Below are 15495 nucleotides of genomic sequence, written 5' to 3'. Positions count from 1 at the left end.
GACTTATTTATAAGAGACTTGTCTCGATCAACGGCCTATTTTGAATAGGCCGTTACTTTAAAAGTTAGAACGGTTAAATATGCGTACCAGTCATATGCTGGAGCATTTGATGGAGGCCTTACGTTGTCTACCTGGGGTTGGCCCCAAGTCGGCGCAGCGTATGGCCTTTCATTTGTTACAGCGCGATAGAAAAGGCGGCCTACAGTTGGCTGAAGCTCTTAGCCAAGCAATGACTGAAATTGGTCATTGTAATGAGTGCCGTACTTTTACTGAAGAAGATACTTGCCACATTTGTACCAATCCTAAACGTCAGGATAACGGTCAAATCTGTGTAGTTGAAAGCCCTGCAGACATTGCAGCCATTGAAGCAACTGGCCAATATTCAGGTCGTTACTTTGTGCTTATGGGGCATCTTTCACCACTTGATGGTATCGGTCCAAGTGATATCGGTCTCGATGTCTTGGATTACCGTTTACGTCGTGGTGATATCACTGAAGTAATTCTAGCGACCAACCCGACAGTTGAAGGGGAAGCAACAGCGCATTACATTGCTGAGCTATGTAATGCCCATGAAGTGAACGCTAGCCGTATCGCCCATGGTGTTCCCGTTGGTGGTGAGCTAGAGCTGGTGGATGGCACCACGCTTTCGCACTCCTTACTCGGTCGTCATAAGATCTAAAAAAGCCGCTCATTTGAGCGGCTTTTTATTTTTTCTAAAATCTTATCTATTTAATGCTTAATCTTTCCCACGTACTGCTTTGTATATCACGGCTCCAATCACGGCTCCAATAATCGGTGCAACCCAGAATAACCATAGTTGCGAAACAGCCCAATCACCGACAAACACAGCTACGCCAGTACTTCGAGCGGGGTTCACCGAGGTATTAGTTACAGGAATACTGATAAGGTGAATTAGGGTTAAACATAGACCGATTGCGATAGGTGCGAATCCAGCCGGTGCTTTAGAGTCGGTAGCGCCCATGATCACGAATAGGAACACCATGGTCATGACAACTTCACAGACGAGTGCTGCGGTAAGTGAATAGCCACCAGGCGAGTGCTCACCGTAGCCATTCGAGGCAAAGCCAGACGCGACAACATCAAAGCCCGCTTGGCCAGAGGCGATAACAAGTAATACGCCACCCGCAATAATACCGCCAATCACTTGAGCGATAATGTAAGGTGCGACCTCTTTGCCATCGAAGCGACCGCCAGTCCAGAGGCCAATAGTAACCGCGGGGTTGAGGTGACAACCGGATATGTGGCCAATAGCAAAGGCCATGGTGAGTACGGTTAAACCAAAGGCGAGGGAAACTCCGAGTAGACCAATTCCCACATCGGGGAAAGCGGCGGCTAAGACGGCACTACCACAACCACCTAATACCAACCAAAACGTACCGAACATTTCTGCGATATACTTATTCATAACTATCCTTATTAATCTGTACCAGTATCAATAAGATAGTTTAGATTTATCAAAGTTGTGAAATCTTGGGCATTTAGAAAAGAAATCTTAGGTAATAGCTTCTAGTTCGATAAGGTTATCGAGTGCTTCTTGGTCCGTCTTTCCACAAATAATAGGGCAGGCTTTGAACTGATGGCACACCTTAGGGCGTGAAGGTTGGCCGAATAATTTACACAGGTCTTGCTCATTTAATTGGATGCAGCGTACGCCAGCAGGCTTGCCATTAGGCATTCCAGGAATAGCAGATGTAATACTCGGAGCGATACAGCATGCTCCACAACCTAAACGACATTCCATCAAATTAAACTCACTAAATAACAGGGTGCGCGATAGTAGCAAAAAATAATGGGAGTGACAGCTATTGATTGGATCACATAATGAACAATTTTTATCCTTGAACTTTTTATGGGCTAACGGTATAACACGCACCCCAGTAAAAGAGTAAGAAGTAATCCTATGACGAATCCATTTTGGCAAGAAAAGACACTAGAGCAAATGACCGAGAATGAGTGGGAATCACTTTGTGACGGTTGCGGTAAGTGCTGCCTACATAAATTAATGGATGAAGATAGCGATGAAGTGTACTACACCAACGTGGCGTGTAGCTGGTTAAACGACAAAACATGTTCTTGCAAAGACTACCCGAACCGTTTCACTTCAGGTGAAGAGTGTTTGAAGCTGACTCGTGACAAGATTCATGAATTCCATTGGCTGCCAGATACTTGTGCTTACCGTCTTCTATCAGAATCTAAGCCGATTCCTGAATGGCATCCACTGATTACAGGTTCTAAATCAGAGATGCATGCTGCAGGTGAAAGTGTTCGTAACAAAGTGGTATACGAAATCGATGTTGTCGATTGGGAAGACCACATCTTGAACCACCCAAATCGCTAAGTATTCTAAAAACAGCCGCTCTTGAGCGGCTGTTTTGCTATTTGGTGTTGCTTCAATTTAAAACTCACTTACTCACTTAGCTTAAAGGCTTAAAGGCTTAAAGGCTTAAAACAAAAAACGCCCCGAAGGGCGCTAAGTGAAACGAGCAAAAAAGATTCAGGCTAGTTTACTTGTTGTTTAATGTACTCACCCAGTTCTGAGTGGTGCATGATTTTCGAAACTGGCAATATTTTCTCGGCAGGGCCCCAAGCAAACACGTTTACTGGTGTGTGAGTATGTGTACCTGTACCCCAAACGATGTTTTGACCTGTTGCTTGTTCGCGAGCAAGCAAGTTGCCACGGTCGTTATATGGGAAGAAAGCATCGAAATCGTTGATAGCAGGCACTTCTTCTGCTGATAAATATTTGTGTTGAGCTAATCGGTATGGGTTCGGCTTACTCGCTAACACGTTTTTCGCTTGTTCCGCTGTGATAGGGAACTCACTGCTTTCGTTGACGATCTCAGCGAGCTTTTCAGGTGTTTGCTGCGCTTTATCCAGTTTCTGAAATTCACTGATCATGCCGTAGTAGCTTTGCTTCTGATTATACAAACCATCAAGAATATTGAATGCGCCAAAGTTAAAGTTAGGTGCATAATCGCGGTCGGCGAAGGCTTCACCAGAGCGTTTCTGTGGTTTTGGTAGGTTATTCGACGAGTAGCTGAAACCGAAAGAGCCTGTTTCGTGGTCTGCAGTCACAATCACAAGCGTGTCTTCACGATCTTTCGCCCATTCATACACAGTTTGGATCGCTTCATCGAATTTTAGTAATTCATGTAGCATCGTACCTGCATCGTTACTGTGGCCTGCCCAGTCTATTTGGCCGCCTTCGACCATGAGGAAAAAGCCGTCTTCACCTTTGGATAGGATGTTGAGTGCTTTTTGTGTCATCTCTTTCAAGCTTGGCTGAGTTCGTTCGCCACTCTTTTTCTTATTGCTGTAAGCGATGCCATCATCCATGCCTGAGTAGGCGAATAGGCCAAGTAGTTTATCGCCTTTAGCGTCGTCTAGCATGTTGCGGTTAAACGCCAATTGGTAGCCGTCTTTTTCTGCTTCAGTAAGAAGGTTACGGTCGTCTTTACGCTTTGATTTTAGGTAAACGTCACCTTGAGTCAGTTGCTCAAGTTGCTTATAGGTTTCACCTTTGTCGTTGGTCGATTTAGGAATCCAATGACGTAGCCCTCCAGATAGCATCACATCAGCGCCAGTTGCAAGCATATCGGATGCAATTTGATTTTCTAAAGAACGGTGAGGTTGGTGAGCGGCAAAAGAAGCTGGAGTCGCGTGAGTTAAGCGCGTGTCGGAAACTAAGCCAGTCGCTTTGCCTGCTTTTTTCGCTTTCTCAAGTACCGTCTCAACATGGTTACCCTGAGAATCAATGCCGATCACTTCTGAACCGCTATAAATACCAGTCGCAAGCATGGTCGCAGAGCAAGCTGAGTCAACCACGATTGCGTCTTCCGGATGCGTTAGGGATGAACCAATAACGCCTTCTTGCGCCAGTTGGTAAAGGGCTGTTTTGTTCCCTTTATAGATCGAATTCGGTGCTCGATTTGCGTAAGTCTCTAACAAACCCACTTGCTGTGGTCCCATGCCATCGCCAATCATTAAGATAACGTTTTTTATTTCCGCTGAAAGCACGTTAAATGAAAGTGTGGAAGTTGCCATTACGGCAATAATTGGTTTTATAAGCTGCTTCATTATTTATCCCTATTTATATAAGCGGGATGATTAGAACACCGATTTGTGTCAAAGTCGTTTCATATTTGTTTCATCAATATGAAATTGAGCAATAACTCAAGTTTTTAGAAAAGCATAAAAAAAGGCTCACATTTCTGTGAGCCTTTGGCTTATTTAGGAGAGTCCAAATCAATGGACTGTGTCATGGCTAATGTCAAGCAAGTGGCAGTTCAGCAACCACCTGATTGAACGCGACTCGAGCTTTCTGAGCTTGCTCTGATAACTCAACTTTTTTCGCTTGAGCTGTGCTTAGGTTGTTTTCAGCCTGCTCAAGTGCTTGTTGTAGGTTTTCAGGAAGCTCATGTGTTTCCATTTGCGCACCTTGTTCAAGAACATAAGCGCGGATTTCTTTCTTCACATCGGCAAGGGCTTTATAAGCCTCACGTTCAAGTTCTGCTGCATCTTGTGCTGCATCTTTTTCTTTCTCGAACTGTGCCAATGCCATACCTTCTGCCGACCATGGATCCATGTCTGGCAGCTCTTCGATGTTAATCGTTGGCTCGATATAATTCTCTTGGTGACGCAAATCGAGGCTCGTTGCACGAACGGCTGAGATCATCAACATCACAGAGATAGCCAGTAGCGGTAAGCCACCAACAATCGCAGCCGTTTGAAGCGTACTTAAACCACCAAGGAACATTAGAATCGTCGGTAGGAATGATAGGGTAAATGCCCAGAACATTCGGTTCCAACGCATTGGCTCTTCCGTTACGTTGTTTTGTACTACTGACGCCAAAATGTAAGAGATCGAGTCGAACGTTGTTGCAGTGAAAATAATACACAGCAAGGTGAACACAGCGATCACTAATGTGCTCATCGGCAATTGTGCCAACATCGAGAAGATAGCTTTGGTTGCGCCTTCTTCGTTTAGGATTGCAACGACATCTAGCTCACCAGATAACTGTAGGGATAAACCGTAGTTACCTAAGATCATGAAGAATAAGAAACAGCCTAATGAACCAAAGAAGATAGAGCCTGACACCATTTGTTTAATGGTTCTGCCGCGAGAGATACGCGCAACAAACAGGCCCATGCTCGGTGCGAAAACTAGCCACCATGCCCAGTAGAAAATAGTCCAATCTTGTGGGAAGTGCGTGTTTTCAAACGTACCGTAGCCGCCGAATGGTTCAGCCCATGTTGCCATCACGAAGAAGTTAGACAATAGGCGACCAATCGAGTCTAAGCCTGTTTCAAGCATGAAAATCGTTGGGCCAGCGATTAGGACGAATATTAATAGTCCCATTGCGCCCCAGAAGTTGATGTTGCTGAGGATCTTGATGCCTTTTTCCAAACCTGCATACGATGAGTATGCGAATATCGCAGTACAAACCAGAAGCACCATAACTTGAGTTACGTTATTTTTTGGCAAGCCGAATAGATGGTTAAGACCTTCAGTAATAAGAGGGGCAGCTAAACCTAATGTTGTCGCAGCACCACCTAGTAGGCCGAAGATAAATAGGATATCGACCACTTTACCGGCAACACCGCGGCTATGGTGTTCACCTAGTACTGGCATCAATGCACTAGAAATTTTTAGTACAGGTTGTTTACGTACATAGAAAAAGTAGGCAATAGGAATCGCAGGGATTAGGTAAATAGACCAAGCAATCGGACCCCAGTGGAACAAACCATAGGTCGCAGCCCAACGAACGGCTTCTTCACTGCCAGGTTCTAGTTGGAAAGGCGGTGATTGATAGTAGTAAGCCCACTCAATACAACCCCAGTACAAGATACTCGCCCCGATACCACCACAGAAAAGCATTGCTGCCCATGATGCGGTTTTGAATTCAGGTTCTTCATCAGCTTCACCCAGTTTAATTTGTCCCATGTCACTGAACACAACGTAAACCATGAAGGCACAAGCTGCGAGTCCAAGCGCTAGGTACAAGAAACCAAGTTGGTCTGTCATAAATGTTTTAGCTACCGCAATCCAGTCTGCTCCTTGCGTCGGGAACATAATCAGCGGGAAGATGATCGTGAGTAGGAGTGCTATCGCACCAAAAAAGGTTGGCTTATCAATAAGCGCAAAAGAGTTTTTCACGAGTATTATTCCATTAAAATGAGAACGGAATTATGTCGTGAACTCGTTTTTTAGGACAAATCGGGTCTGTTGTCGTGACGACAAATCGATTTTTTGCAATGAAAGAGGCTCAGTGCAATAGGGACAATGCACGTGGTGCGGTGAAAGGAATGCAATAAAGGGAGGTAAGGTTAGATCAGAGCGAGAAGAATGCCACCAACCGTTGCCGCTGCGGACAAGTATTGCCCTGCTGAATAAGAGTTATCTTCCTCTTCTTCAATCTTATCTGGGTGATCCATACCAAGCGCGCCATGAGCAAATGATTCAACCTTATCCGTTACGGTTTCATTCTCTGCTGCAACTCTCTTCGCTTCTTTATCGATTTCTTTAAGGGCAGATAATAGGGCTTTGCCTTCATCAGAAAGCTTAACGGTATTTTGCTCAACCTTAAGAGGCGCAGGCTTTTCAGCTTCAGTGCTTTTAGCTTGTGCGTTCATTTGCGAAGGTGAATACAGCTGAGTGTTACTCGTTCCTACTGGCGTCATATCGCTCTCCTTACCTATCCTTAAATATAGTATCGGCAGAGGTGTGAAAAACTTGTGCAATTAATCATCGATAGTGATGCTTTTTATTCGCACATTACATTTTCTTCTGCTTAATCAAAACTGCTTGGTAATTAAGCAATTCCTATGCCGATATCAATATTTATCTTAGGGCGCGATTGAACAAGCTTTTAGCGAGTTAGACTTCTAGGTTACCAGGTTTCTCGCTTACCAAACTTCTAGCTTGCCAGGCTTCAACTTAAATAAAGCTTAAGTCTGGATAGCGAATTTATTTAGTCGCACTTGAGATCGGAGCCGCGCTTAGATAGGTGCTTGTATGCCTTCATTCGGTTCTCTTTTTGAACAAAGCGAGCGGGTGGAGAAAGTACTTTGAGCTGGTAATCATTAGTATCCGATGAGAATTCGTCAACTGGGCTGATAACGGCCACCTTTAAATCAGAGTTACGACGCAAAATAGAAGCCGCAGTGCCTAAACCACCTTCGGTGTGGAATTTGCCCGCGACATGAATCACTTGCTGATTGGGGTTCGATGCGAGGTAATCAACAATCGATTCAGCCATGGTTTCGTCCCACGTTACCTGAGCGGCAAACTGCTTTTCGGTTTGCTCTGGTGTGCCGTGATGCATGGAAGCCATGAATTTTTCTTTGTAAGGGCTATCGCCAGTATCGACTTCGGATGCAACCCAGTTTCGTTGCTCTGAAGATAGCTGATCTAGATAAGTTAACCCTTTACGGCCAATACATTGTACAAACGGCTTTGGTGCGTTTGCTGCAATGATATCGACGTCGTTGGTTTTAGCGAACTCAACTAACGCGCGGTAATCACTTTCGTAATTTGGCCAAGCAGCCGCTTGAGACATAAGAACTTGTTCGCCAATCTCATCATTTAGATATTGGTTCAATGTGTCTTGATGCTCTCGGGTGAACTGTTCCATTGAAAGCGCGATGTTTGATGTGGTGTTGCGGCGTGCTTTTAAGAAGTCGGTTTGAAAACGATGGATTGCCGAATGAGTGTGCCATTCGCCAATAAGAACCACATCAGCGTCAATCAACTGTTGAGGTAAGGCCTCGAGAGACAACGTTTCGCCTTGTGGAGAAGCAAACTGGTAATCATAGAATGTGGAAACGATTTCCGTTTGCGTGTTAGCCACTTTTTGAGAAGTGTTGTTTGAAGGTTGATTAGCACAAGCCGTGAGCAGGGTTGCTAATCCGATAAGAATAATACGTTGCATGAAATGCCTCCTTGAAGAACACGCATACTAAAGGAGGCAAGATGAGATTTCAATGCAAACGATAATCAATATCAATTAAATTTGTTTGCGGTACACTCGCAGCATAAAGTCAGCTTCACAGTTGAATTGCTCAGCATCAGTGAGTTGTTGTTTAAACTCTTCACTCGCTTTCCAAGCAAACGGCGTCATCTGTAGCAGGTCGAATGCCTCTGACCCCGATAGTTCCATCATATAGTTTAGTTGCTCTTGGTGCTCAAGCGTAAAACCTTCGATAACTTCTGGATCTTCATCGTGCAAGCGAACACCATCATAAATCGCATCACGTAGCTGATATAGGTGTCGGCTAGCAGGTGTCACGGTGATCACGACGCCATTGTCTTTGATGGTGCGCTGTAACTCTTCAGCCTTACATGGCGCGTAAATGCGCAGAATGCCGTCTAAGCTATTTTCAGCAAAGGGTAGGCGATGACTCGAAGCAACAGAGAAATCGACCGCAGGGTAGCGTTTAGCGGCATATTTGATAGCAATCTTAGAAATGTCTAGGCCAAAAGTAGCGCCACTCTTTTCTTGAAGATTTACCGCAATTTCGTTGGTGTAATACCCTTCGCCACAACCAATATCTAACAGGCTAGGTGCCTCTTCTGGCAAGTAGCGAGAACACAATCCAACAACGGCTTGGCGCATTGGATCGTAATGGTTGCCTTCAAGGAAGCGACGACGTGCCTGCATCATCTCTTTATTGTCACCTGGATCTTTTGAGCGCTTGTGGTGTGCTGGCATCAAATTGACATAGCCTTCTTTCGCTAGGTCGAACTGATGGTTCTTTTCACACTTAAACGTACGATCGTTTTGAGATAAAGGTTGGTGACACAAAGGGCATTGGTAAGTCATGACGATCTCAGAGGCATAGAGTTGGGCGCAGATTCTATCAAAAAGGTCTGCATCAGGCTAAATAAAAAGGCGAGAATATCCGCTTCTAGAATAGTGAGCTTATGGCTTATTACAATAAAAATCAGAGCTTAGGTTTAGGTCACGTTTATCTACGTTTTTTCTGGGTATCGTCTACGCTTTCCTACTGTTTAATTAGAAGCTGATATGACAAAGAAAATCATCCTAGATACAGATCCGGGCATCGATGATGCAATGGCTATCCTATTTGCGGAAGCACATCCGGATATTGAACTAATGGGCATCACCACTGTTTATGGTAATGCGACGATAGACAACGGGACTCAAAACGCCCTTTATCTGAAGCAGAAGTTTGGAATGAAGGCGATTGTGGCTAAGGGAACCGATAAGCCGTTAGTAAGAGATCCTGTTGGCGCTACGGTTGTGGTGCATGGCGAGGCTGGTTTTGGTGATGTGAAAGCGCCAAGTTCGTTAGATGTTACAGCGATTGATAAGCCGGCTTACCAGTTCATTATCGATAGTGTTCGAGCGGAACCTGGAGAGATTACTCTTGTGGCGGTTGGCCCTCTTACTAACCTTGCGCTCGCTCTGGATGCGGACCCTGAAATTGTCGACTTAGTAAAAGAAGTGGTCGTTATGGGTGGCGCGTTCGGCGAAAACGACCACAGGGGAAATGTGACGCCATTTGCTGAAGCGAATATCCATGATGATCCTCACGCTGCGGATAAGGTGTTTACGGCATCATGGCCTGTCGTGATTATCGGATTAGACGTCACGGAGGAGAGCTTCTTTACTGGTCAATACCTTGATGATTTGCGAGATGATGCTGGAGAGGTAGGGCAGTTTATCTGGGATGTTAGCCGTTACTACTTAAAGTTCTATTCTGAAAAGGTAGGAATGGAGGGGTGTCATGTTCACGATCCTTCAGCCATTGCTTATGTTATCCAACCATCTCTGTTTACCTGTCGTAGTGGCTCGGTCAGAGTCGTAACTGATGGCCCAGCGGAAGGAATGACAATTCAGAAAGCTGACCAACGTAAATATATGAATGATGAGTGGAGTTCATTCCCGGCACAAAAGGTCGGCGTTCAAGTGGACAACAATGCTCTATTGTCACTCTATAGAGAAACTTTAGTTCACTATTCACAGCAGCAAAGCTAATTGATAGCCATCGTAGTGTTGTAAAAGGTAGCTTTAAAAAAAATAGCTGTAAAAAAGGCCGGATAAACCGGCCTTTGAAGAGTTTTTTTGAGTCGCTTACTGAGCTGCAATCACCGTAATCAGCTGGTGGTTTTCGCCAGGCTGGAGCGTTTTACCTGCTTCTAGGCTTGGTGCGTGCAGTGTTGATTCTACGCACATCATAGTTAGGTAACCATCGTCTTGCATGTCGCCCATACTTGCAGCGCCTTCCGCCCACGGGTTCCACAATACAGCAGAGTTATGGCCGTGGTTTTCAACCGTTAGTGTACGATCCAGCTTTTTGTCGGCAACGAAGATTTGAGCTTCTGGTTGCGTGTAAACACGGTCAATAGTGTCAGTCAGTACCAGCTCAGCACCACCTTGGCAGATCTTGCCGCCTTGCAAGCTATCTATGTACTCAGCACCCATACCTGTAGTCGTTGTGCTGTGAATATCGCCAACATTTAGGTAAGTGTGTAGCGCACCAGAGAAAGTCCATGGTTGCGAATCTGTGTTCTTCACATCCAAAGTTACTTTTAGCTGGTCGCCAATCTCAACGTTCAATCGCGCATCGAATTGATGAGGCCATACTGCCAGAGTCGCTTCGCTAGGTTTCAGACCTAAGCTTACAATCACGCCAGCTTCGCTTTCACGGTGCTCAACCAATTGCCATTCGCTTGAACGAGCAAAGCCATGTGCTGGTGCTGCAATGCGACCAAACCAAGGCCAACATACTGGAATACCACCGCGTAGGGCTGTTTTTCCGTCGTATTTAGCTTGTTGGCTCATCCAAATCAGGTCTTCTTGACCTTGTGGCTGGAATGACACGACATGACCGCCAAACAACGAAATCGCAGCGTTTGCTTTATCATGGATAACGCGAACCAATTTTACACCTTCATGTTCGACGATAGTGACGTTGTCAGAAAGTACAGTCAGTGCAGGTAGAGTAGATAAATCCATTACATGATCCTTCTAAGGAAATTGAATTCAAATGCTGACTAGAACTAGGGTGCTTGTGAATTTATGAGTGACAAGCAGAGTCAGTATTAGAATTAAATTTTGGTGATTGGGATTAAAGTCGGAAGTCGTTTAAAAGATAGCAGGTATTAAAAAGGCGACACTAAGGTCGCCTTTTTCAAAGTCTGCTCAAAACAGTCTTCGCTAATGCTTATCTAAAGCTATTTCTAAAAAGAAATTACTTAGAGATATGAGCGATTAGGTCTAGAACTTTGTTTGAGTAACCGATTTCGTTGTCGTACCAAGATACAACTTTAACGAATTTGTCAGTTAGAGCAACACCAGCTTTAGCATCGAATACTGAAGTTTGAACTTCACCGATGAAATCTTGTGATACTACTTGGTCTTCAGTGTAACCAAGAACGCCAGCCATTTCGCCTTCAGAAGCTTCTTTCATTGCAGCACAAATTTCTTCGTAAGATGCAGCTTCTTTTAGGTTAACAGTTAGGTCAACTACAGATACGTTAGCAGTTGGTACACGGAAAGCCATACCAGTTAGAAGGCCGTTTAGTTCTGGAAGAACAACGCCTACAGCTTTAGCAGCACCAGTTGAAGATGGGATGATGTTTTGAGAAGCACCACGGCCACCGCGCCAGTCTTTAGCAGAAGGGCCATCTACAGTTTTTTGAGTTGCTGTAGTAGCGTGAACTGTAGTCATAAGACCAGACTCAATGCCCCACTTATCGTTAAGTACTTTAGCGATAGGTGCAAGACAGTTAGTAGTACAAGAAGCGTTAGAAACGATGTCTTGACCAGCGTAAGATGCTTGGTTAACGCCCATTACGAACATTGGAGTTGCATCTTTAGAAGGACCAGTAAGAACTACTTTCTTAGCGCCAGCAGTGATGTGCTTACGTGCAGTCTCGTCAGTTAGGAAAAGACCAGTTGCTTCAGCAACTACGTCTACTTCGATAGCATCCCACTTAAGATCTTCTGGGTTACGCTCAGCTGTAACACGTACAGTTTTACCGTTAACGATTAGGTTACCGCCTTCAACTTCAACAGTACCGTTGAAACGGCCGTGAGTTGAGTCGTACTTAAGCATGTATGCCATGTATTCAACGTCGATAAGGTCGTTGATACCAACAACTTCGATGTCATTGCGCTCTTGCGCTGCACGGAATACGAAACGACCGATACGGCCAAAACCATTAATACCTACTTTGATAGTCATTGTAGTTGCTCCACAACTTAATTTCTGATTAAAGATAACTGGTAGTAAAATTACAGAATCCAGTATACATCTGCAATAGATAATCCGACTTAACTTGTTTAATGTCAAAAAAAAGCGACGCTTTTCTTAACAATTGGGTGTAAGTGGTTGAAATTTGACCATTGCGACTGGCTCTGAACCCTTCCAGTTGGGTAAAATACCCCTAAATGATGATTCACTTATGAGTGTATATGTACAATGTTTCCTGGTGAGAAAGTATGTGCTACAAAACGACTCATATGCAAGCCTTTATAGAAAAAAGTAAATATAATAAAAGAGAATGTGGACGGATATTAACGTGATTCACGAGGAAGAAAATATGACAAAGCCTGATGAATACTGGCGTGAACGCCTAACTGATGATGAATATGAGGTGTGTCGACTACGTGGTACTGAGACCCCTTATAGCGGTAAGTTGTTACATAACCATGATACGGGTATCTATAGCTGTACCTGCTGTGAAACCCCTTTGTTTATATCGGATAACAAATATGATTCAGGGTGCGGTTGGCCTAGCTTTGACGCCCCTGTGAATGATGAAGCAGTACGCTATATAGAAGATCTAAGTCACGGAATGAAGCGTGTAGAGATCCGTTGTGCAGCCTGTGATAGCCATTTAGGTCACGTTTTCCCTGATGGGCCCAAGACAACAGGTGAGCGGTTTTGTGTTAACTCAGTGTCGTTAATTTTCAACAAAAATGACAAAATTACGAAATAACTTGTAACTATTGTCTAATCCTTACAAGTCGCTTTCAGGCACTTAAAGGGATGAATAACCAAGTGAGTAGAGTTAACTCTAGTACAAATAAAAACAGCTACCATGAAGGTAGCTGTTTTTTTGTGCATTTAGAAATCGAAAACTAATAGTTCGGCACTATGGATGCGGTGTAAACGCCGTCTTCAATGGCTTCGACAATCTTTTCGGCATCATCATTGAATTGTTTGTACTGAGGTTTGTCGAAACGATACAACACATTAAGTTCTGCTTCTGAAGCGATGGGTACATCAAAATCCTTGGCGACCATGGCCCATAAATACGCTTTTTCTAAATGACCTAGGCTGTGATTAATACTGGCCATGGATTTGAAAATCTCGGTATTGACGGCAGAACCGTTAGAAAGCGTTAAAGCATTGTTGAGCAGCGTTAAGGTTTTTTCATGATCGCGAGTCGTGTAGAAGGTGGCTAACGCATATTGCATTTCTGCCGTGTTTAATGCTTCTTTTCCTTCTAACTGCAAAAAACTGCGTCTGGCATTGGTGTCACCTGTTTGTGACCACAAGAAGTAGAGCGTTTCTGGCGTATCCGATTGAGACAGCTCTTTAACGATTCGTTCAGACTCTTCAATACTATGTATTAGAGCGGTGAAGCGACGTTCTTGAAGTTTAGATTGATCAATGGTTTCAATTTGTGCCGCCAGCTCTAAACACTTCTTATAAGAGGCGACCAACTTAAATTCTTTGATCTTATTGATCTCGGTTGGCTGTTTTAGAACTTCGAAGCGATGCCAGATCAGATCAGTACGTGCAACGCGGCATTGTCCGTCGTTCATATTGAGCTGTTCACATTGTAGCGCCGAATTGCTTTGGCATAGCTGATCCGTGTTCTTGTTCCCTTCAAGGCAACCAGCAAGCGCAAGAGGCAATATGCCAATAGCCAACCATTTCATAATCTTCATATTCCTTCACTTGTGATCAATTACACTTATTTTCGGTGAGGTTCTTGACTCAATTCTGTTACAGGTTATTTTCTGGTGAAAATTGTTAAAACTAGGGCTCTATCATGGATGCAGAACAACTTCTTAGCGCAATGACTCCTGAGGTCTACGAGCGTTTAACTTATGCCGTTGAAACGGGCAAATGGCCAGAAGGTACGGCGCTTTCCAAAGAACAACGTGATTCGTGTATGCAAGCTGTCATGTTATACCAATCTAAACATAATGATGAAGCTCAGCATATGACAATTGCGGCTGGTGGTGACATTAGCTTTAAATCAAAGGCTGAACTCAAGAAACAGTTTAAATCAGACCAAGAAGATATTGTTAGGGTTAACCCGAATCATTAGGTTTAAATTACAACTAAGGGGAGGCGCTGTGCCACCCCTTTTTAATGTTAAGCTGTTTATTTGTAAGCAATAAATCTAAAGAACTTGCTTTTAAATACCCGCTTACTTATAAGCTCATCTCGCCACGTAACACTTGTTGCATCTTATTTTTTACTTCTTCGTAGCCTAGGTTTTGGCTAAGCAAGTAATGCAGCTTCGCAAGCGCTGCTTCTGGCGTCATATCGTAACCACTCACCACGCCAGCTTCCGCTAATGCACAACCCGTAGCGTAACCACCCATGTTGACTTTACCCGCCAAACATTGAGTTAGGTTAACCACAATCACACCACGCTCAGAAGCGTCTTTTAGGTGCTGAAGCAGTTCTGGGTTCTGTGGGGCATTACCAACACCAAAAGTAAGCAGGATCATCGCATTCACAGGCTGCAGTAGCGTGTTGCGAATCACTTCGTGTGATATGCCTGGGTACATAGTGATCACACCGATGGGTTGCGGTGTAATGTTATGAACTTTAAATGCACCTTCAGGCTGTTCGTTGACCGAAACGTTGCTGCTCACCTGGATGTTGATACCCGCTTCGAGCAGTGGAGTCAGGTTTGGTGAGGTAAAGGCGTTGAAACCATCCGCGTGTGATTTAGTACTGCGGTTACCACGCATCAACTTGTTGTTGAAAAACAGCGTTACTTCATTGATTGGGTAGTTAGCCGCAATGTGCAGTGCATTCAGCAGGTTTGCTTGTCCGTCTGAACGTAACTCTGCTAATGGGATCTGAGAGCCCGTAACAATCACAGGTTTACCAAGGTTTTCTAACATGAAAGACAGAGCAGAAGCGGTATACGCCATGGTGTCTGTGCCATGCAGGATAACGAAACCATCGTACTTATCGTAGTTCGCGCGAATATCATCAGCGATAGTCTGCCAGTCTAGTGGCGTCATATCAGAAGAATCCATGAGTGGTTCGTATTCGTGAATGGTGTACTCAGGCATCTCTGGGCGATGGAACTCAGGCATGCCAGCTAGCTGCTTATCCATAAAACCAGCGACCGGAACGTAGCCGTGATCAACAGATTTCTGCATGCCAATTGTGCCGCCGGTGTACGCGATGTAGATGTGTTTTCTTTCCATGGCGATAAATACTTAGTGTGATGTAGGGAACAGGGGG

The 15495-nt window shown here is 44.4% G+C and carries 16 protein-coding genes; 5 read left to right on the top strand and 11 right to left on the bottom strand.

What is annotated here, in order from left to right:
* Window positions 1–79 precede the first annotated feature (79 nt).
* Window positions 80–679 carry a recombination mediator RecR gene (gene recR / locus QUF19_RS12220; RefSeq protein WP_017111149.1) on the top strand — a complete coding sequence of 200 codons (600 nt, stop codon included), beginning with the start codon at window positions 80–82 and terminating at the stop codon, window positions 677–679.
* 57 nt (window positions 680–736) lie between these two features.
* Here the strand turns inward: recR and aqpZ are convergent, their stop codons facing one another.
* Both aqpZ and QUF19_RS12210 read right to left on the bottom strand, forming a co-directional pair.
* Entirely contained in the window at window positions 737–1426 is a 690-nt protein-coding gene (aqpZ, locus tag QUF19_RS12215; protein WP_286294162.1) for an aquaporin Z, read from the bottom strand.
* Window positions 1427–1513: 87 nt separating this feature from the next.
* The gene (locus QUF19_RS12210; RefSeq protein ID WP_004734153.1) at window positions 1514–1762 is read right to left on the bottom strand and encodes a YkgJ family cysteine cluster protein; all 249 of its coding nucleotides are present in this window, start codon (window positions 1760–1762) and stop codon (window positions 1514–1516) included.
* Between the two features lie 159 nt (window positions 1763–1921).
* Here QUF19_RS12210 and QUF19_RS12205 point away from each other — a divergent pair, with 159 nt between their 5' ends.
* Window positions 1922–2359, top strand: coding sequence for a YcgN family cysteine cluster protein (locus QUF19_RS12205; RefSeq protein ID WP_017067609.1), 438 nt, complete (start codon window positions 1922–1924; stop codon window positions 2357–2359).
* A 161-nt stretch (window positions 2360–2520) separates the two neighbouring features.
* Here the strand turns inward: QUF19_RS12205 and QUF19_RS12200 are convergent, their stop codons facing one another.
* From QUF19_RS12200 to rlmA, 5 genes are all read right to left on the bottom strand, one after another.
* Window positions 2521–4098 carry an alkaline phosphatase gene (locus QUF19_RS12200; protein ID WP_286294128.1) on the bottom strand — a complete coding sequence of 526 codons (1578 nt, stop codon included), beginning with the start codon at window positions 4096–4098 and terminating at the stop codon, window positions 2521–2523.
* A gap of 193 nt (window positions 4099–4291) precedes the next feature.
* Window positions 4292–6178 carry a BCCT family transporter gene (locus tag QUF19_RS12195; protein ID WP_114633843.1) on the bottom strand — a complete coding sequence of 629 codons (1887 nt, stop codon included), beginning with the start codon at window positions 6176–6178 and terminating at the stop codon, window positions 4292–4294.
* Between the two features lie 170 nt (window positions 6179–6348).
* On the bottom strand, window positions 6349–6702 hold the full coding sequence (locus tag QUF19_RS12190) for a hypothetical protein (RefSeq protein ID WP_076669034.1): 354 nt from the start codon (window positions 6700–6702) through the stop codon (window positions 6349–6351).
* A gap of 290 nt (window positions 6703–6992) precedes the next feature.
* Window positions 6993–7952, bottom strand: a complete 960-nt coding sequence (locus QUF19_RS12185; RefSeq protein WP_286294113.1) for a ChaN family lipoprotein — start codon at window positions 7950–7952, stop codon at window positions 6993–6995.
* Window positions 7953–8027: 75 nt separating this feature from the next.
* The gene (gene rlmA, locus QUF19_RS12180) at window positions 8028–8843 is read right to left on the bottom strand and encodes a 23S rRNA (guanine(745)-N(1))-methyltransferase (protein ID WP_286294108.1); all 816 of its coding nucleotides are present in this window, start codon (window positions 8841–8843) and stop codon (window positions 8028–8030) included.
* 204 nt (window positions 8844–9047) lie between these two features.
* Between rlmA and QUF19_RS12175 the strand changes: the two genes are divergently transcribed.
* Window positions 9048–10022 (top strand): nucleoside hydrolase, encoded by a 975-nt coding sequence (locus QUF19_RS12175; protein ID WP_286294105.1) that lies wholly within the window; start codon window positions 9048–9050, stop codon window positions 10020–10022.
* A 96-nt stretch (window positions 10023–10118) separates the two neighbouring features.
* Here the strand turns inward: QUF19_RS12175 and QUF19_RS12170 are convergent, their stop codons facing one another.
* Together QUF19_RS12170 and gap are read right to left on the bottom strand one after the other, a co-directional pair.
* Window positions 10119–11003 carry a D-hexose-6-phosphate mutarotase gene (locus QUF19_RS12170; RefSeq protein WP_286294102.1) on the bottom strand — a complete coding sequence of 295 codons (885 nt, stop codon included), beginning with the start codon at window positions 11001–11003 and terminating at the stop codon, window positions 10119–10121.
* Between the two features lie 235 nt (window positions 11004–11238).
* Entirely contained in the window at window positions 11239–12234 is a 996-nt protein-coding gene (gap, locus tag QUF19_RS12165) for a type I glyceraldehyde-3-phosphate dehydrogenase (protein ID WP_029223576.1), read from the bottom strand.
* Between the two features lie 358 nt (window positions 12235–12592).
* Here gap and msrB point away from each other — a divergent pair, with 358 nt between their 5' ends.
* Window positions 12593–12991: a peptide-methionine (R)-S-oxide reductase MsrB gene (msrB, locus tag QUF19_RS12160; protein ID WP_286294095.1), complete on the top strand. Its 399-nt coding sequence runs from the start codon at window positions 12593–12595 to the stop codon at window positions 12989–12991.
* A 142-nt stretch (window positions 12992–13133) separates the two neighbouring features.
* On the opposite strand, the gene QUF19_RS12155 is transcribed toward msrB, so the two are convergent.
* Window positions 13134–13940 carry a DUF2989 domain-containing protein gene (locus QUF19_RS12155; RefSeq protein WP_286298884.1) on the bottom strand — a complete coding sequence of 269 codons (807 nt, stop codon included), beginning with the start codon at window positions 13938–13940 and terminating at the stop codon, window positions 13134–13136.
* A gap of 113 nt (window positions 13941–14053) precedes the next feature.
* Here QUF19_RS12155 and QUF19_RS12150 point away from each other — a divergent pair, with 113 nt between their 5' ends.
* On the top strand, window positions 14054–14335 hold the full coding sequence (locus QUF19_RS12150; protein WP_017107368.1) for a YeaC family protein: 282 nt from the start codon (window positions 14054–14056) through the stop codon (window positions 14333–14335).
* A 106-nt stretch (window positions 14336–14441) separates the two neighbouring features.
* Here QUF19_RS12150 and ansA read toward each other — a convergent pair whose 3' ends face one another.
* Window positions 14442–15458: an asparaginase gene (gene ansA / locus QUF19_RS12145; protein ID WP_102438816.1), complete on the bottom strand. Its 1017-nt coding sequence runs from the start codon at window positions 15456–15458 to the stop codon at window positions 14442–14444.
* Window positions 15459–15495: the final 37 nt, after the last annotated feature.

This window comes from Vibrio sp. FE10 (assembly GCF_030297155.1).
Lineage (GTDB): Bacteria > Pseudomonadota > Gammaproteobacteria > Enterobacterales > Vibrionaceae > Vibrio > Vibrio apostichopi.
The sequence above is the reverse complement of the archived record's forward strand: the minus strand, read 5'-3'. Positions and strand labels throughout refer to the sequence as shown.